15 protein-coding genes and 2 pseudogenes are annotated in these 19095 nt (G+C 47.2%); 14 read left to right on the top strand and 3 right to left on the bottom strand.

The window, feature by feature from the left end; translation table 11 throughout:
• Window positions 1-28: 28 nt before the first annotated feature.
• Both ytrI and ABNN70_RS13895 read right to left on the bottom strand, forming a co-directional pair.
• On the bottom strand, window positions 29-529 hold the full coding sequence (ytrI, locus tag ABNN70_RS13900; protein ID WP_129928121.1) for a sporulation membrane protein YtrI: 501 nt from the start codon (window positions 527-529) through the stop codon (window positions 29-31).
• Complete coding sequence (locus ABNN70_RS13895; RefSeq protein WP_129928122.1) at window positions 529-852, bottom strand: YtrH family sporulation protein; 324 nt, start codon at window positions 850-852, stop codon at window positions 529-531. Before ABNN70_RS13895 ends, ytrI begins: the two co-directional genes overlap by 1 nt.
• Window positions 853-983: 131 nt before the next feature.
• On the opposite strand from ABNN70_RS13895, the gene dnaE reads away from it, so the two are divergent.
• From dnaE to ABNN70_RS13860, 7 genes and pseudogenes are all read left to right on the top strand, one after another.
• Entirely contained in the window at window positions 984-4361 is a 3378-nt protein-coding gene (gene dnaE, locus ABNN70_RS13890; protein WP_353948124.1) for a DNA polymerase III subunit alpha, read from the top strand.
• A gap of 337 nt (window positions 4362-4698) precedes the next feature.
• Window positions 4699-5583, top strand: coding sequence for an acetyl-CoA carboxylase, carboxyltransferase subunit beta (accD, locus tag ABNN70_RS13885; RefSeq protein ID WP_129928124.1), 885 nt, complete (start codon window positions 4699-4701; stop codon window positions 5581-5583).
• Window positions 5561-6568, top strand: coding sequence for an acetyl-CoA carboxylase carboxyltransferase subunit alpha (locus ABNN70_RS13880; protein ID WP_129928125.1), 1008 nt, complete (start codon window positions 5561-5563; stop codon window positions 6566-6568). Before accD ends, ABNN70_RS13880 begins: the two co-directional genes overlap by 23 nt.
• A 32-nt stretch (window positions 6569-6600) precedes the next feature.
• Window positions 6601-7560, top strand: a complete 960-nt coding sequence (gene pfkA, locus ABNN70_RS13875; RefSeq protein ID WP_129928318.1) for a 6-phosphofructokinase — start codon at window positions 6601-6603, stop codon at window positions 7558-7560.
• A gap of 89 nt (window positions 7561-7649) precedes the next feature.
• Window positions 7650-9080: pseudogene (gene pyk, locus ABNN70_RS13870) on the top strand (pyruvate kinase); the annotation flags it as partial.
• 148 nt (window positions 9081-9228) lie between these two features.
• A complete protein-coding gene (locus tag ABNN70_RS13865; RefSeq protein WP_129928128.1) occupies window positions 9229-9651 on the top strand; it encodes a thioesterase family protein in 423 nt (140 codons plus the stop codon).
• A gap of 24 nt (window positions 9652-9675) precedes the next feature.
• Window positions 9676-10083, top strand: a complete 408-nt coding sequence (locus ABNN70_RS13860) for an FxsA family protein (RefSeq protein WP_353948123.1) — start codon at window positions 9676-9678, stop codon at window positions 10081-10083.
• A 13-nt stretch (window positions 10084-10096) separates the two neighbouring features.
• Here ABNN70_RS13860 and ytvI read toward each other — a convergent pair whose 3' ends face one another.
• The gene (gene ytvI, locus ABNN70_RS13855; protein ID WP_353948122.1) at window positions 10097-11230 is read right to left on the bottom strand and encodes a sporulation integral membrane protein YtvI; all 1134 of its coding nucleotides are present in this window, start codon (window positions 11228-11230) and stop codon (window positions 10097-10099) included.
• 233 nt (window positions 11231-11463) lie between these two features.
• Here ytvI and citZ point away from each other — a divergent pair, with 233 nt between their 5' ends.
• The 7 genes and pseudogenes from citZ to pstB all read left to right on the top strand — a co-directional run bounded on the left by citZ (window position 11464) and on the right by pstB (window position 19066).
• Window positions 11464-12579: a citrate synthase gene (citZ, locus tag ABNN70_RS13850; protein WP_129928134.1), complete on the top strand. Its 1116-nt coding sequence runs from the start codon at window positions 11464-11466 to the stop codon at window positions 12577-12579.
• 100 nt (window positions 12580-12679) lie between these two features.
• Window positions 12680-13948 (top strand): NADP-dependent isocitrate dehydrogenase, encoded by a 1269-nt coding sequence (gene icd, locus ABNN70_RS13845; protein ID WP_353948121.1) that lies wholly within the window; start codon window positions 12680-12682, stop codon window positions 13946-13948.
• Between the two features lie 146 nt (window positions 13949-14094).
• Window positions 14095-15030: a malate dehydrogenase gene (mdh, locus tag ABNN70_RS13840; RefSeq protein WP_129928137.1), complete on the top strand. Its 936-nt coding sequence runs from the start codon at window positions 14095-14097 to the stop codon at window positions 15028-15030.
• Between the two features lie 327 nt (window positions 15031-15357).
• Window positions 15358-16256, top strand: a pseudogene (locus ABNN70_RS13835) (phosphate ABC transporter substrate-binding protein).
• A 141-nt stretch (window positions 16257-16397) separates the two neighbouring features.
• Window positions 16398-17354 carry a phosphate ABC transporter permease subunit PstC gene (pstC, locus tag ABNN70_RS13830; RefSeq protein ID WP_353948120.1) on the top strand — a complete coding sequence of 319 codons (957 nt, stop codon included), beginning with the start codon at window positions 16398-16400 and terminating at the stop codon, window positions 17352-17354.
• Window positions 17354-18238, top strand: a complete 885-nt coding sequence (pstA, locus tag ABNN70_RS13825) for a phosphate ABC transporter permease PstA (RefSeq protein ID WP_353948119.1) — start codon at window positions 17354-17356, stop codon at window positions 18236-18238. Before pstC ends, pstA begins: the two co-directional genes overlap by 1 nt.
• 51 nt (window positions 18239-18289) lie before the next feature.
• Window positions 18290-19066: a phosphate ABC transporter ATP-binding protein PstB gene (gene pstB / locus ABNN70_RS13820; RefSeq protein WP_353949444.1), complete on the top strand. Its 777-nt coding sequence runs from the start codon at window positions 18290-18292 to the stop codon at window positions 19064-19066.
• Window positions 19067-19095 lie beyond the last annotated feature (29 nt).

The raw sequence follows: 19095 nt of genomic DNA, 5'->3' as shown, positions 1-19095 counted from the left end.
TTCGCGGCGCTTATGGTTATGGCAGAATTCACCGGCTTTTATCCTCACTGCCTGAGATGTCAATCTCTATCGACAGGGAAGAGTAGATCACGATGTGCCGGACATGAAAATGATAGACAATATCAGCAAAGGTAAACGGCTTTTTTTCGATTGCTTTAACGATCAGTTCTCTGTTGTCTGCAACAGAAGCAATACTTTGATTAATCAGCGAATGCAGTTCCTCAGCGACCTGGTGTTCCAGTTCCGTTCGTGTCGCCTTGTCAGGTTTCCGGCCCGAAATCGAAATGCGAATTTCCTGAACGGTCAGTTTCTTTTCCAGTTCCGTATTTTTTCGCTCTTCAGCGTCGATCAGCGCTTTCTTTTGCTCTTCCAGCAGATGGATCCCGGCCTGAAGTTCGCGGATTTTGTTGATTTGTTTTTCCTGCGTCTCTCCGTAAAAAAACAGAAAAGCGGCAAAACCAGCCAGCATACCAATGATACAGCCGGCGATAAATTTCCGCTGTCCCTCTTTTATAGGTGTACGGCTCATTAGTCGACCCTTGTCAGCAGGTGTACCGTCATTCCCGCCATATGCGCACCGGCCATGGCGGCGCCAATCAGAAGAATCTGTTTCAGCACTTCCACCAGACTGCCGCTCAGAAAACCGCGTTCCAGATTTTCGATGGTGTCAAAGGTCCCTCCGATGGCTGTAACAACGGCCCATATCTTCATTGTTGAGGCCAGCCGTTCCATTTCTGAAAATGGCGGGCGGCCAATGATACTGGCACTGATCCCGCCGACAATACATCCGCCGATGATCACGCCGAATGCGATACTGTAATTCATGATTGCATTTGAAAAAAAGGTCTGCATTGACAGGTGCCCCCCGAGTAACCGTCCAATACAATCTATGGGACTTGCCTGCACGTTATACCATTTTTCAATCGATACAGCTTATATTATAATTATTTGAAGAGATTAACCAGTAAAGGAGCAGCGGTCATATGACATTTGTACATCTTCATGTTCACAGTGCGTACAGCCTGCTCGCCGGCACATGTACAGTGACTCAACTTGCTGAACGTGCAAAATCAGAAGGTCAGACTGCACTTGCACTGACGGACAGAAATGTTCTGTACGGAGCCGTTCCTTTTTATCATGCCTGTAAAGATGCGGGCATCCATCCCGTTATCGGTATGGAGTTAAGCATCCGTACTGATGATCGGGATAGGCTGCATCCTGACCGGGACAGTAATCCGGGAATTCTGGTCCTTCTTGCAAAAAATCATGCGGGCTATGTGCATCTTGTTAAGCTGTCCACGCTGGTTCAGTTCAATAAAGAGGGCCGGCTTGACTTAAGAACAGTAGCGAAGTATGCGGAAGGGCTTATCGCTCTGTCAGGGGGGCCGGATGGTGACATCGACCGACTGCTTGCCGCAGGAAATGTGCCCGCAGCTGAAAAATTATCACGAGAACTTAAGCAAATATTCAACGGGCGGTTTTATCTTGAGTGCTGCAGAGCGTATCCATATGAAGGCACGTTGACTGATCTGGGCCGTTCACTTCATATTCCATTAGTAGCCGCAAGTGATATTCGCTATCTTGATCCGAAAGATGAACGGGCTTATGCCTGTCTGAGGTGTATCGATAAAGGGACTGTTCTGACGGAATATGCGCCCGAAAGCGGTCCTGGGAAAAGTTACCTGTCTGCAGAAGAAATGGAACGCCGTTTTTCTGATTTACCTGAAGCGCTTAAAAACAGCGGTTTGATTGCAGCAGCATGCCAGGTGGATTTTTCGTTTGGACAGGTTCGGGTTCCAAGGTTCCCCGTACCAGGAGGTCTCAGTTCAGATGAATATCTCCGCAGTTTGTGCGAACAGGCGCTGAATAAATACAGCGCACCGGTTACCCTGGAAATCAGGAAGCGACTGGACAAAGAACTGAGCGTAATCGTTCGAATGGGGTTCAGTGATTATTTTCTGATTGTTGCCGACCTGGTGAATCATGCAAGGGTGTCCGGATTTATGCCGGGACCGGGTCGTGGCTCCGCAGCCGGATCACTGGTTGCGTTTCTGCTGAAAATAACGGAAGTCGATCCAATCAAATATCACCTGCTTTTTGAGCGTTTCTTGAATCCTGAACGGATCAACATGCCGGATATCGATATGGATTTCCCCGATGTGGACAGGGATAAGATGATTGACTATGCCTATGAAAAATATGGAAAAGAGCACGTGGCGCAGATTATTACCTTTGGGACCCTGGCTGCCAAAGCAGCGATCCGCGACACCGGAAGAGTGATGGGAGGGGATCAGCGGATCGCCGATCGTCTGGCGCGTCTGATTCCTTCGGCGCCGAAAATGACTCTTGAGAAAGCATTTAATGAGTCGGCAAAACTGCGACGCCTGCTCAGGGAATCTCCGGAAGCTTCTTCTATTTTTACCCTTGCGAGACAGATAGAAGGTCTGCCACGCCATTCCTCGATTCATGCGGCCGGCGTTGTCCTCAGCGACCGGCCTCTGACAGAGCTGGTTCCACTCCAGAGGGGGCACGGAGGGATCCCGGTAACGCAATATCCTATGGAGGTTCTTGAGCCGCTGGGGCTGCTGAAAATGGATTTCCTCGGATTGCGCAATCTGACTTTTATGCGGGAAGTGATCCGGCGGGTCTCAAAGAAAAGAGGCACTCAGCTGACACCTGAGGATATCCCTGCAAATGATACAGAAACCTTCAGGATGCTCGGACGCGGGGATACCACCGGCGTGTTCCAGCTGGAATCAGACGGGATGCGCCAGGTCCTGAGAAAGCTCAGACCCACTGAATTTGAAGATATTGTTGCCGTTAATGCTCTGTATCGCCCCGGTCCTGTGCAGTTTATAGATCGCTATATCAGAAGAAAACATGGCATGGAAGAGATCCGTTATCCGCATCCTGATCTGGCTCCAATTCTTCGCCCGACCTGGGGCGTGCTGGTTTATCAGGAGCAAATCATGCAGATTGCCGTACAGATGGCCGGGTATTCCCTTGGACAGGCGGACATTCTGCGTCGGGCGGTAGGGAAAAAGAAACGTGATTTGCTTGAGAATCAGAAAAACGACTTTATATCCGGATGCCTGAAGAAGGGCTATGAAAGAGCAACAGCTGAGCAGGTGTTTGATCTGATCGTCCGTTTTGCCGATTACGGTTTCAATCGCGCGCACGCGGTTGCCTATGGAATGATTTCTTATCGTCTGGCCTATCTTAAGGCGCATGATCCGGAAGTGTTTATGGCCGCGCATTTGACCAGTGTTGCCGGTAATGCAGAAAAGCTGACAACAGCAGTGAATGAAATGAGAAAAGCAGGCCTCCCTTTATTTCCGCCATCTGTTAATAAGAGCCTGATGAGTTTTGAACCATCAGGTCAGGGCATCCGTTTTGGTCTCTCATCTATAAAAAACCTCGGTGTCGGGGCAATCAGGGAAATCGTCGGGGAACGCGAAGCATCCGGTCCCTACAGGAACCTGTTCGATCTTTGCCGCCGCATTTCACTGCGGAAAGTCAATAGAAAAAGTCTGGAATACCTGATCTTCTCCGGGGCACTGGATGAATTTGGTACGGACCGTGCTGTTCTGCTGGCAACGCTTGACCGTGCCATACAGGCAGGTGAAGATGAACAGAAAAGTGCAACGGGTCAGACCGCACTTGAATTTTCGGATTCTTCAGGTGAAGACTATACGGAGGTACCCCCTCTGACCGGACAGGAAAAGCTCCATTATGAAAAGGAAGCGCTTGGCTTTTATTTGTCCGGGCATCCTCTGGAGCGGTTCCGCGATCGACTGTACGGATTGACAACAATCGGACAGGCGGCGGATGAACCCACCGGCACACGCTGCGTACTGGCTGCTCTGATTCAGGATATGAAGATCATCCGAACCCGAACCGGTCGGCCCATGGCCTTTTTAACCCTTAGTGACGAAACCCGGCGAATGGATGCTGTCTGCTTTTCATCGTATTATGAAAAGCTGCGACCAATCCTGCAAAGCGATCGGTTAGTGATCGTTGAAGTAAAATACTCTGAAGGAAGAGGAGGAGCCGGTCAGCTGAACATTACCCGTGCTGTAGCGTTGAAAGACTATCTTTCCCGGTATCAGAAGATCTTATTGCTGAACATTGATCAGGCACATTATCGGCCGGATATACTCAGGGGCCTTAAAGAGATTATCCGGAAGAACAGAGGATCCCACAGAATCATCCTTCATTATGAAAACAAAGGAAAAACGCTGGCGCTTGCACCCGAATATGCGGTTTCCCTTGAACAGGCGGGATTAGAAACAATCCGAAAGCTAATCGGACCGAAAAATGTTATGATTAAATCCAGCAGAATTTTTTCCCGGGCAAAATGAAATATGCCATATCTCAAGGTAAAGTCGGAAATCTTCTGCTTCACTTCACCCGTTATTTATCCTGCATGAACGGGCCGGCCTGCCTCAGGGGATAACTGCCCGCTGCAGCCCGATGGATTTAACGAACAATCAGCAAAGATGAAGCACCCACTGATTGACATCTTACTTTATCATCTGTGCGCCGCTCTGTTATAATGGTAAGGTTTGAGCTGAACCTGATCAGATTTGAAAAAAGTTTCATATAATCAACGATTCAATGAAAAATAAGTGAATAAATATTGAATTGTTCGCCTTTATATTTGAATATAGGCTTTGATAAAGAGTGAGGGTGATATACTTGATAAAGGATTTTTTTGTTAAAAAGAAAAAGTATGCAACGGTTCCTTCTTCACGAGTCAGGCAGGAAGTGCAGGTTCCCGAAGGCATTGTGATGAAATGCCCGAAATGCAGGAAAATTATGTATGTCAAGGAACTGAAGAAGCATCTGTTCGTCTGCCAGTCATGCGGATATCATTATCCAATTGGTGCCCGTGAACGCTCCGAGATGCTTTTTGACGAAGGATCCTTTACAGAGTTTGATCAGGAGATGATTTCAAAAAATCCGCTTCAATTTCCTGACTACATGAACAAGCTGGAAAAAGACAGGCAAAAAACCAGACTGAATGAAGCTGTCCTGACAGGTAAAGGAAAGATAGATGGCCTGGATGCAGCTGTTGCCATAATGGACAAGGGCTTCCGTATGGGGAGTATGGGTTCGGTTGTCGGCGAAAAAATTACGAGGGTGATTGAATATGCCGACAGAGAGCATCTGCCGTTGATCATTTTCTCTGCGTCAGGCGGCGCGCGAATGCAGGAAGGCATGCTAAGCCTGATGCAAATGGCCAAAACAAGCGCTGCATTGAAGCAGTTCAGTCAAAATGGAGGCCTGTATATCTCCGTCATGACGCACCCGACAACAGGTGGTGTTTCAGCAAGCTTTGCTTCCCTGGGGGATTACAATTTCGCTGAGCCCGGAGCACTGATCGGCTTTGCCGGACGACGAATTATTGAGCAGACGATAGGTGAAAAGCTTCCGGATGATTTTCAGACTGCCGAATTTTTACTGAAACACGGGCAGCTGGATCAGGTCATTCCTCGTGCTAAGCTGAAAAAAACGCTGTTTACGGTACTATCGATTCATGCGGAAGGAGGGCGGCCAGATGGGACCAGGACTGGAATTTGAGAGACCGATTGTTGAATTGAAGGATAAAATCTCAGAACTCAAGCAATTTATGGATGAGAAGGATATTGATCTGTCCGGAGAACTGGAACGGCTTCAGAAGCGTCTGACCGAACTGGAGAAGAAGACGTACAGCACCCTTTCTCCATGGGAAAGGGTACAGATTGCCAGGGACCTGAAACGTCCGACCACATTAGATTATATCCCCCTTTTGTTCACCGATTTTCTTGAATGCCATGGAGATCGTCTCTACGGTGACGATGAGGCAATTGTTGCCGGCATTGCGAGGTTTCGTGGCCGCCCGGTGACGATCATCGGAGAGCAGCGCGGACGCGATACGAAAGAAAATATCCGGCGAAATTTCGGCATGCCCCATCCGGAGGGCTATCGAAAAGCGCTTCGACTGATGAAACAGGCAGACAGGTTCGGCCGTCCGATTATTACCTTTATCGATACGAAGGGTGCCTTTCCGGGGAAAGCTGCTGAAGAACGCGGACAGAGCGAAGCCATCGCCAGAAATCTCTTTGAAATGTCCGGCCTGTCTGTCCCCATTATCAGTGTTGTCATTGGTGAAGGTGCAAGCGGAGGGGCACTCGCCATTGGAGTCGGAAACAGAATATTGATGCTGGAAAACTCCTGGTACTCCGTTATTTCACCGGAGGGAGCGGCCGCTCTGCTCTGGAAAGATGCGGGTCAGGCTGAGAAAGCAGCCGAAACAATGAAAATAACCGGATCGGATTTGAAAAAACTGGGCATTATTGATAAACTGATCCCTGAGGTTTTAGGCGGCGCTCAACATGATCCGAAAAAACAGGCCGAACGTATTGGTCACACATTGTCAGAGACATTATCCGAACTTGATCAGCTTGATCCTGGACAGGTTTACCGGCAGCGTATGGATAAATATCGGGCAATTGGTGAGTACGGCATCATTACGGGCCATGCGGCCGATCATTCAGCCTTTTCTTACTCATCCGCTTCAAAATAAAACAGATTTTCATGAATGAGGTGATTATTGTGATCAAGAAAATTGGTGTTCTGACCAGCGGAGGCGATGCTCCGGGTATGAACGCTGCCATTCGGTCCGTTGTCCGGTCGGGAATCTACCAGGGCGCGGAGGTCTATGGTATTTATCATGGTTTTAAGGGCCTGATCACCGGGAACATCCGGAAACTTGAAGCAGCCGATGTCGGAGATATTGTTCAGCGTGGCGGAACCATGCTGTATACAGCCCGCTGTGAAGAATTCAAAACAGAAGAAGGCCGTGCCACTGCTATTGAACAGCTGAAGAAGTTTGGCATTCAGGGCCTGGTTGTCATAGGCGGCGACGGTTCATTCATGGGCGGCGTCAAACTGACCCAGCTTGGCTTTCCAACCATCGGTATTCCCGGTACGATTGACAACGATATTCCGGAAACTGATTTTACACTGGGTTTCGACACGGCACTCAATACGATCATTGATGCCATCGATAAAATTCGTGATACCGCCACCTCTCATGAACGGCAGTTCATCATTGAAGTGATGGGACGCGGATGCGGTGACCTTGCGTTGTGGTCCGGACTTGCTGACGGTGCGGAAACGATACTCGTGCCGGAACACAAGGAAAATATCGAAACGGTCGTCAAACGTTTGAATCACGGGAAGGTACGCGGGAAAAAGCACAGTATTATCGTCCTGGCCGAAGGTGTGGGCAGCGCTATGGATGTAGCGGACGAAATCAAGAATCATGCCAATATGGATACCCGTATTACGGTACTTGGCCATGTTGTCAGAGGAGGTTCGCCAACTGCGTTCGACCGTGTGCTGGCCAGCCGTATGGGCCATAAAGCTGTAGAACTGCTTCTGAAGGGTGACAAGGGCAAAATGATTGCTATTCAGAATAACAAAATTGTCGCACATGATATTCTCGATTTACTTTCGAAAAAACATGTGTTTGATGAAAAATTATATGAGTTAGCAAAGATTTTATCCATATAAAACAGAGGAATGTTCAAGATAAGAGTATAGGCTGTATCGCCTTGTGACTATTTGAACAAACTCTGTAATTTAAGCTGGGGGTATAATTGATGAGAAAAACCAAAATTGTCTGCACACTGGGACCGGCAAGTGATTCAGTCGACCGCATGGTTGAACTGATTAACGCCGGGATGAATGTGGCACGTTTCAACTTCTCTCACGGAGATCATGCAGAACATCATCAGAAAGTGGTCAATTTGAGAAAGGCAATGCAGATCACCGGAAAAACCGTTGGTATTCTGCTGGACACAAAGGGGCCGGAAATCCGCACGCATGATATGGCAACACCTGAAGTTCTTCTTGAAGAAGGCAAGTCAGTTGATATTTCAACAACCGAGGTTGCCGGAACAGCTGAGAAATTTTCAATCACTTATGCTGATCTGATCAATGATGTGAAAGTGGGTTCACGTATCCTGATTGATGACGGACTGGTTGAACTGGTTGTTACAGGTATTGATAAGGAGCATGGCCTGATTCATAACAAAATTATGAATACCGGTGTGCTCAAAAGCAAAAAGGGCATTATTGTGCCTAACGTAAGCATTAACCTGCCAGGTATGACCGATAAAGATGCAGATGACATTGTTTTCGGCATCGGCGAAGGCATTGACTACATCGCTGCATCCTTTGTCCGTCACGCTTCTGACGTTCATGCCATCCGTAAACTGTGCAAGGAACACGGAGCCGATGATGTTTTCATTTTCCCGAAAATCGAAAGTCAGGAAGCTGTCGATAACATTGATGAAATCCTTGAAGCATCAGACGGCATCATGGTTGCCCGTGGTGACCTTGGCGTTGAAATTCCGCCGGAAGATGTACCACTGGTTCAGAAACGGCTCATTAAAATGTGCAATAAGGCAGGCAAGACGGTCATTACAGCCACTCAGATGCTCGACTCCATGATCAGGAATCCTCGCTGTACACGTGCTGAAGCAAGTGACGTGGCTAACGCGATTTTTGATGGGACGGATGCGATCATGCTGTCCGGTGAAACAGCTTCCGGTAAATGGCCAATTGAAGCTGTTAAAACGATGAACAACATTGCTACCAAGACAGAAACAGGACTGGATTATCATGCGATCCTGAACAGGGTAAGCGAATCCGGTGACAAAACGGTGACCGCTGCTATCGGAGAATCTGTGGCACATACGGCACTGACCCTCGACGTCGGCGCTATTATTACATCGACCGTCAGCGGCTATACTGCACGCGTCGTTGCGCATTATCGTCCGAAAGCACCAATCATTGCCGTAACCAATTCAGAACGTGTGGCACACAAGATGTGTCTGACATGGGGTGTGACACCGATTCTGAGCAAAATGGCAAAATCAACAGATGAAATGTTTGAAATTGCTGCGGACAGCGGTGTGAAGACCGGACTGGTTAAAAAGGGTGATCTGGTTGTCATTACTGCGGGTCTTCCGATTGCTGCAAAAGGCAAAACAAATGTACTCAGAGTTCATCAGATTGGCGAAAGCCTGACTGAGGCATAAGGAAAAATTCAGTCTGACGGTATCAAAGATGAATGATTTGTTTGATTCAGTCAGGTGCTGGTTTTATGATAAGAGAAGGTACAAGATACCTTCTCTTTATTTTTTTAAAGACATGAAAGTGACAGGAGTGTGACGAATGAAAGTTTCCAGGACAAAAATTGTTGTTCGTTATAATGAAACTGATAAAATGGGTATCGTACATCATAGCCAGTATGTAAACTGGTTTGAAGTCGGCCGGACAGACTGGATAAGAAAAGCCGGCATCCCATATAAGCAGATCGAAGAAAACGGGCTGATGATCCCGGTTATTGGTATCGAATTACACTATCACTCTCCTGCGACATTTGACGATGCGGTTATTGTGGAAACTTCACTGAAAGCATATGACAGTATCAAGCTATCTTACCAGTACCGGATATTAAGAGAAGACAATGGCAAACTGCTGGCAGATGGGACAAGCAGCCACTGCTGGACAGACTCCAGAATGCATCCGGTATCACTGCGAAAGAAAAACCCTGAACTGGATCAGTTTATCAGGAAAGCGTCCGGATTAAACTAATCCTGCGAGAGAGGACGTGTCCACGTGTTAAGAAAGGGATTGATCATACTCTTACTTCTGGTTCTTGCTGAAGTCAGCCTGCTGATTTACATAGGACGGCTGATCGGTCCGCTGAGCACATTCCTGCTGCTTATCATCAGTGCCCTGTTCGGCCTCTGGACAGTGAAAAGACAGGGGCTGTCGATTCTTCAGGAAATCAGATTTGATCTGAATAACCGAGTGATGCCGGGTGCGGCTCTGCTTGACGGGCTTTGTCTGGTTTTTGGCGGCTTTTTACTGGCTGTTCCCGGGTTTCTGACGGATATAGCAGGCCTCCTGATCTTGATTCCCCGCGTTCGCAGCAGGGCGGTGGGATGGATCAGTGCCTGGATAAAGGACAGGATAAGCCGCGGCAGTCTGACATTTTTTACGTCTTACAGAAGGAAGAGATAGGGCCTGCTTTTTTTCAGGTTTTCCGGCCGATGATAAAGGCCCAGGTGTCTTTCAGAACTCCGGAGTGATAAAGAGATCTGACCACAATAAGCAGCACAGGTCCAATAACAAGTCCTGAGAAACCCAGCCATCTGAATCCGAAATAAAGGGCCACAAGAGAAGCCAGGGGGTCAATCCCAATGGTGGCGGACAGGATCTTCGGTTCAAGAAGCTGCCGTTGGATGACAACAGTCAGATAAAGTGCTGAGAGGGTAAGTGCAAGGGGATAGTTCTGTATGATCATATGGTACAGGATCCACGGGATAAAGATCACTCCGGTACCAAGATAAGGGATCAGGTCAACTGAACCGGCGATAACGGCAATGGTAAATGGATGACTGACCCCAATACATAACAGACCGAAATAAATCAGAAGGAAAGTTATGGTGACAAGGATAAACTGGGCACGAATAAATCCCGCACAGGTTTGTTTCAGATCCTTCCAGACTTGCAGGGCGGGTGTCTGTATCGCAGGCAGAGAAATCAGAGACAGACGCTGCCTGATTTTATCCGTATCTTTTGATATGAAAAAAGCGGCAAGAAAAACAAACAGCGCGGACAGCAGCGTATCAGGTAAAGATGAGATAAAATGGGTCAGACTGATGACAAGTCGTCCAGCGCTGTCGTTCAGAAAGTCAACCAATGTACCGGTCATACTCTCGATATTCAGACGCAGAGCCTGCTGCTGACCGGGACTGAGACCGGAAAACAGATGAACGGCCCGTTCCCATGCTGGAACGAGTCGGGAAAAAAAGAGATTCTGCAGATCACCAATCAAAGCGTCAAGGTGGCCGGGCACTGTTTTTGACAGAACTGTAATGCCTTTGATAAGCGATACAGCAGCAAAGAGCATCAATCCGATAACTGCCGAAAATAACAGAAATAACACAACAAAAGCAGACAGCCCCCTCGGGATGCCTGTTTTTTTTTCCAGTAATGAGACCAGTGGATTAAGGAGCAGCGAAAGCAGGCAGGCAATCAGAAATGGGAAGGCAAACCGAACGGTAAGGTACGTAAAGAACAGAATAAGCACAACCAGTGCCAGAACGAACAAAGCACGGAGAGCTATTGAGAGATATATTTTTATAGACTTTTCACCAGCCTTCATGGTGCACCCCACCTTGTCCATACATGGTATGTCGCTTGTTAAACAGTTATAACAGGAACATGACCTGATGTGTCAGAGTTGTGAAATTTATTTTCGCCTGGCCTTTTTTGTTCACAAAATCGACGCAAACAGATATAATCAAATTGAACGATCGTGATCTTTTGGGTCCCAATTTATTAAGCGCTTACAAATTGCTCCCGGAAACTGAATTATTTTAAGGAGGGGTTCTTGCAATGACAGCAACAAAAGGACTGGAAGGGGTTGTCGCAACGACTTCCGCAATTAGTTCTATTAACCATGACGTACTGACATATCGTGGCTACAGTATTCAGGATCTCGCGAAGTATTCGTCCTTTGAAGAAGTGGTTTATTTACTCTGGAAAGGCGAGTTACCTGACCTCGATCAACTGAAATCATTTAAAAAGAAAATCGCTGAAAATGCGCAGGTCCCTGATGAAATTTTTGAGCAGATCAAAACCTGGCCCATCCATAATGTGCATCCGATGGCGGTGCTCAGAACAGCAGTTTCTGCTCTTGGTTTATTTGATCCGGATGCTGACAAAAGGGATTTGAAGGCGAATACCGAAAAAGCGATCCGCCTTCAGGCAAAGATTGGAACGATTGTTGCTGGCTTCGCAAGGATACGGGAGGGAAAAGAACCGGTTGCTCCGCGCTCGGACCTCAATTTAGCAGCGAATTTTCTGTATATGCTGAAAAACAAAGTGCCTACAGAAACGGAAGCCAGAGTATTTGATACGGCCATGATTCTCCATGCTGATCACGAACTGAATGCGTCGACCTTTACAGCACGCGTCTGTGTGGCTACTCTTTCCGATATTTATTCGGGCGTCACGGCAGCGATCGGCGCCCTGAAAGGACCACTGCACGGCGGGGCCAATGAACAGGTCATGAACACACTGGAGAAAATCGGTTCTCCGGAAAAAGCTGAAGATTTCATTGAAAATGCTCTGGCTAAAAAACAAAAGATCATGGGATTCGGCCACAGAGTCTACAAGAACGGTGATCCAAGAGCGCGTATCATTAAAAAAATGGCAGAAGAGCTGACTCAAAACACTGATAACGAAAAATGGTTCGATATGTCGCTGCATATTGAAGAAATCATGAAGGAAAAGAAGGGACTCCTTCCGAATACGGATTTCTACTCTGCAACGTTTTATCACTCACTTGGTATAGAAAACGATCTGTTCACACCGATCTTTGCTGTCAGCAGAACGTCAGGATGGGTGGCTCATATCCTTGAACAATATAATGATAACCGGCTGATTCGTCCAAGAGCGGAATATAATGGGCCTGCACAGCGCTCCTATGTTCCTATGTCTGAAAGATGACGGAAAGAGAGGAAGAATACAGGGTCCCGAACGTTCGAAAAACTGTTATAATAGAAATGGAAAATGAAAAGCGACTTAATAGTCTGGAGGTTGGTATGACTTGACACAGGGCGCAAAGATAACTGTAGAAAACGGAGTACTCCACGTACCGGACCAGCCTGTAATCCCTTTTATTGAAGGGGACGGCATCGGTCCGGACATCTGGAAGGCAGCTTCAAGGGTTTTTGATGCTGCCGTCGAGAAAGCTTACGATGGTAATAAGAAAATTGTCTGGAAGGAAGTTCTTGCTGGTCAGAAAGCCTTTGACCATACTGGTAACTGGTTACCGGAAGCGACCCTCGATGCGATCAAAAAATATATTATCGCCATTAAAGGCCCACTTACGACACCTGTAGGTGGTGGGATCCGCTCATTGAATGTTGCCCTGCGTCAGCAGCTGGATCTCTTTACCTGTCTGCGACCCGTTCGTTATTTTCAGGGCGTTCCTTCCCCGGTCAGACACCCTGAACAGGTGGACATGGTTATTTTCCGTGAAAATACGGAAGACATTTATGCGGGCATTGAATTTGAGTCTGGTACTCCGGAAGTACAGAAGCTGATTCATTTTCTGCAAAATGAAATGAATGTACGCAAAATCCGTTTCCCTGAATCATCGGGGATAGGTGTCAAGCCGGTTTCTAAGAAAGGCACCGAACGTCTGGTTCGCGCGGCAATCCGTTATGCCATTCAGGAGGGACGAAAGAGTGTAACGCTCGTCCACAAAGGAAATATCATGAAGTTTACAGAGGGTGCCTTCAAAAATTGGGGCTACAGTCTGGCAGAAAAGGAGTTTCCTGATCAGACCTTTACCTGGCGTCAGTTTGATACGCTCGCTGCTGAAAAGGGAAAGAATGCAGCAAACGAGGCGCAAAAGCAGGCTGAGGATGCCGGGCGCATCATTATAAAAGATGCCATTGCGGATAATTTTCTGCAGCAGATTCTCACACGACCTGCTGAATATGATGTTGTCGCAACGATGAATCTCGACGGAGATTACATCTCTGATGCACTCGCAGCTCAGGTCGGCGGGATTGGCATCGCTCCTGGTGCCAATATTAACTATGAAACAGGCGTCGCTATTTTTGAGGCGACACATGGTACGGCACCGAAATATGCCGGAATGGACAAAGTGAATCCATCCTCTATCATTCTGTCCGGCGTCCTGATGTTTGAACACCTGAAATGGTATGAAGCGGCAAATCTAATTACGAACGCCATTGAAAAAACGATTTCAGCGAAAATCGTAACTTATGATTTTGCACGCCTGATGAGTGATGCTAAAGAAGTAAAGTGTTCGGAATTTGCCGATGCAGTTATTGCGAACATGTGAACACTGGATCTGTGCTCTGAATCCAGACAATAGGCCTGCAGACTGAACTGACTTATGCCGGTTAGCCTGATTTCGGCTTATTCTAAAATGACAGCGCATACATCATGACCGGGCTGGTTTCGATTTTATGATGAGGAGGAATCGTTATGTCTGCTAATCGCAAAAAAGTCACAGTCGTTGGAGCGGGTTTTACAGGATCAACAACCGCCTTTTTACTTGCCCAGAAGGAACTTGCAAATGTCGTTCTTGTTGATCTTCCCAAACTGGAGAAACCGGTAAGGGGCAAGGCTCTGGATATGCTTGAATCTTCACCGGTTCAGGGATTCGATACGAAAATCACGGGTACATCGGATTACGCCAGAACAGCGGATTCGGATCTTGTCATCATTACGGCGGGCATTGCCCGAAAACCGGGAATGAGCCGCGAAGATCTTGTTTCGGTTAATGCGGGGATTATGAAAGAAGTCACCCGACAAATCGTTCATTACTCTCCGGATTGCATTATTATCGTACTGAGTAATCCAGTGGATGCCATGACCTTCACTGTGTTCAGGGAATCCGGTTTACCCAGGAGTCGTGTGATCGGTCAGTCCGGGGTGCTGGATACAGCCCGGTTCAGAACATTTATCGCTCAGGAATTGAATGTCTCTGTAAAAGATATCACCGGTTTTGTTCTGGGCGGGCATGGTGACTCTATGGTGCCGCTGATCCGCTATTCTCATGCCGGGGGTGTACCGGTCAGCACGTTAATTTCTGAAGAGAAATTAAAGCAGATTATTGAGCGGACACGGAAAGGCGGCGGTGAAATTGTATCACTCCTGGGAAATGGCAGTGCATACTATGCACCGGCTGCCGCTCTTTGTCAGATGGCTGAAGCCGTACTGAAAGATCAGCGAAGAATTCTTCCGGCTATTGCCCTTCTTGATGGCGAATACGGCTACAGCGGACTATATCTGGGTGTTCCGGTTATTCTCGGTAAAAACGGGATAGAAAAGGTTATTGAACTGGATCTGACAAGCGATGAAAAGTCAGCCCTTGACCGTTCCGCGGATTCAGTAAGAAACGTTCTTCAAATCATGTAAACAGCACATGCAGAAAAACTTGCCGACGGGCATGTCACAGGCGCCATCAGAGACCTGGCTTTCTGATCCCTGTTCCTGCAAAATTTTTCACAAATTAAAAAATCAGCTTTGAATGCTTTCAGCCGGTAATCCAGTAAGACACGGATCACCGGTTTTTTTGTTTACATCCTGGAAATGATGGCATAGTAATACCGATGATTCATTCCAAAAATAGCGACAAAATCCGTCTTTACAATAAATTTACATGACGTTTATACGTCATTAAAACAATCTCTTTATTATAAGAAGTGTTCTAAGGTACGTACATTTGAGGGGGAAAAAAGTCTGATGAAAAAGAAAAGTTTGCTCAGTATGGGCATGATGCTTGCTCTGTCGCTTATTCTTGTTCTCGGAGCCTGCGGGAATGGCAGCAGTTCAGCCGACAGCAGTTCAGAATCCCTGTCAGGGAAAATTACGGTTGGTGGTTCAACTGCTCTTCAGCCTCTTGCCGCACAGGCAGCAAGCGATTTTACGGAGAAAAATCCCGGGGTACAGATTGATGTGCAGGGCGGCGGCAGCGGTGCCGGGCTGACTGAAGTAACTTCAGGGAATTTTGATATCGGCATGTCAGATCTTTTTGCGGAAGAAAAGGGCGTTGATGCTTCAGCACTGAAGGATTACAAAGTAGGCGTTGTCGGTATGACAGCTGCCGTAAACCCGAAAGCCGGCGTAAAGAATCTGTCCAGGGATGATCTGAAGAAGGTCTTTACAGGCAAAGTGAAGAACTGGAAAGAAGTTGGCGGTAAAAATGTTAAGATCACATTAGTTAACCGTCCCGATGGTTCAGGTACACGCGCAACCTTCGATAAGTTCGCACTTGACGGCGAAACACCTGCGGAAGGTATTACTCAGGATTCAACAAACACAGTGAAGAAAATCGTAGCTGAAACCCCGGGGCTATCGGTTATATGGCTCTGTCGTACTTCACAGAAGGCGATGACTCAGTTGTTAAACTGTCCATTGACGGTGTCGAAGCGAATGAAGAGAATATCACTGCCGGTAAATTTCCAGTCTGGGCTTATGAACATATGTATACAAAAGGCGAACCGAAGCCGCTTGTAAAAGCATTCCTTGACTACATGATGAGCGATGAGGTTCAGTCAAGGGCGGTTTCGGCTCAGGGATATATTTCTGAAGCCAATATGACGGTTCAGCGTGATGCAAAAGGCGAGCAATCTAATAAATAATGTCGAAAGACCATGAACGATACGTTATAATGTAGGTGAAGAAAAGTTTATCAGGCTGGCTGAGCGGGATAACTGAGTTTTATCCCGCTCTCAGCCAATCAAATACCTTTCTTATTTGTCATAGAAAAATGAGGTGCAATTATGAGAGCGGACAGTGAGAAGCTGAATCCTTCTCAGGATAACCGGTCCAACTTACTGAAACAAAGAGGTATTTTGAAAAGTTTTACCGACCATAACAGTGAGGCCAGGGGCAAGCTGTTTATCTACAGCAGTGCCTTTCTGGTGATCGTTGCGGTGGTCGCCATTACGCTGTTCCTGACGATTCAGGGTCTGCGATCTTTTGCTGTGGATCATCTGAATCCATGGACTTTTCTGACGGGAACAGAATGGTATCCGGATCGCACCGGAAATCGCTCATTTGGTGCTTTCCCATTTATTTATGGATCCATTGTCGTCACGTTGCTTGCTGCTGTGATCGCAACGCCTGTCGCTGTAGGTACTGCCATTTTTATGGCAGAGTTATCCAAAAAATGGGGACAGAAAATCATGCAGCCGATTATTGAAATCCTTGTCGGAATCCCCTCCGTTGTTTATGGGTTAATCGGTCTGTCTGTTGTTGTTCCCTTTATGCGGGAACATTTTGGTGGTTCCGGTTTTAATATGCTTGCCGGAGCCATTGTTGTCGGCATTATGATCCTGCCGACTGTCGCAAGTATCTCGGCGGACAGCATCCGTGCTGTACCTGATTCTCTGCGTGAAGCTTCCTACGCCATCGGCGGGACAAAGTGGCAGACGATCTGGCGTGTTGTCATCCCAGCCGCCGGATCTAGCCTGATCACTGCGATTGTTCTGGGGATGTCACGGGCGTTCGGAGAGGCCCTTGCTGTTCAAATGGTCATCGGGAACACACGGGTGATCCCGCATTCACTGCTGGATCCGGGTGCAACACTGACCACAGTCATTACATCAAGTATGGGTGAAACGACAGCCGGGAGTGTTACGAACGACGCACTTTGGTCACTCGGCCTTATTCTCCTGATCATTTCTTACATTTTCATTATTATTCTTCGCTTCCTGTCTAAAAGGAGGGCTTACTGATGCACAGTAAAGTCACGAATCGGATTGCTCTCTCTCTTATTATTTTATGTGCCCTGACAATGGCCGGTATTCTTGCCGCATTGCTTGGTTACATCCTTTTCCGTGGACTGACAAGTATTTCCTGGGATTTTCTTACCAGCGAATCAAGCCCGTTTCTTGCCGGAGGGGGCATTAAAGATCAACTGTGGAATTCATTTTATGTTCTGATTATTACCATGATCCTGACTGTCCCTATAGGAGTTGCCGGAGGTATTTACCTTGCCGAGTACGCCAGGCCGGGAAAACTGACCTCATTCATCAGATCCTGTGTTGAAGTCCTTGCCTCTTTGCCCTCGATTGTTGTCGGTATGTTCGGCATGCTCCTCTTCGTGAATTATTTTGGCTTCAGATATTCGGTGCTTTCCGGGGCACTTGCTTTAACGGTATTCAACCTGCCGGTCATTGTGCGGGTGACTGAGGATGGGTTCAGTTCTATTTCCAGACATCAGAAAGAAGGCGGCCTTGCACTGGGCCTGACCCACTGGCATACAATAAAGACAATCCTTCTTCCCGCAGCTTTCCCCAGCATCCTGACAGGGATTATCCTTTCTGCGGGCAGGGTTTTCGGGGAGTCTGCTGCCCTGCTGTTTACAGCAGGACTTTCAACACCGGACCTCGATTTTACAAACTGGAATCCGGCGGCTCCGAATTCACCGCTGAATATTTTCCGCTCTGCGGAAACACTGTCCGTGCATATCTGGGCAGTGAATACCTCGGGAATTATTCCGGACATAGACAAAGTTGCAAATGGTTCGGCAGCCGTTCTCGTGATCTGTGTTCTGCTATTTAACCTGCTTGCCCGCGGGCTGGGAAAAGTGATTAATACAAAATTATCAGGGAAATAAAAGGAGGAGCGGATGATGATGATTCAATTAGACAATAAAATTGCTAACTTTATGAACAATAATATTGTGAAAACACCCATTCAGATTAATTGTGAAAACGTAAATATTTATTACGGTGATAATCACGCAGTTAAAGATGTCACCATGCCGATCCATGAAAATGCCATTACGGCATTAATCGGTCCTTCCGGCTGTGGTAAATCGACCTTTATCCGTACAATCAACCGAATGAATGATCTGATTCCGATCGCCAGATGCGAAGGAAACATCCTGTATCAGGGCGTCAATATACTGGATAAAAAAGTTGATGTTGTCCAGTTACGTAAAGAGATCGGTATGGTATTTCAGCAGCCTAACCCGTTTCAGAAATCGATCAGCGAAAATATCCAGTTGCCCTTAAAATTCGCCGGGGTTCGAAACAGGAAAAAGCTTAAAGATGTGACGGAACAGTGCCTGAAAGAAGTCGGTCTCTGGGAAGAAGTAAAGGACCGTCTGGATAGATCAGCAACCGGACTTTCCGGCGGACAGCAGCAGCGGCTGTGCATCGCGCGCGCACTGGCACTGAGACCGAAGGTACTGCTTCTTGATGAGCCTACTTCAGCATTGGACCCAGTATCAACGTCGAAAATTGAAGAATTACTGAGTCAGTTGAAAAAAGATTATACCATTGTTATTGTGACACATAATATGCAGCAGGCAGCAAGAATTGCTGATTACACCTCCTTCTTCTACCAGGGTGAACTTGTGGAATTTGGATTGACGAAGGACCTGTTTACTCATCCGGAGAAAAAGAGTACGGCTGATTACATTTCGGGACGTTTTGGCTGATACGGAACGCCTCCCTTCTAATTTCATTA

This window comes from Sporolactobacillus sp. Y61 (assembly GCF_040529185.1).
In the GTDB taxonomy this organism is placed as follows: domain Bacteria; phylum Bacillota; class Bacilli; order Bacillales; family Sporolactobacillaceae; genus Sporolactobacillus.
This window is presented reverse-complemented; position numbering and strand designations above follow the sequence as displayed.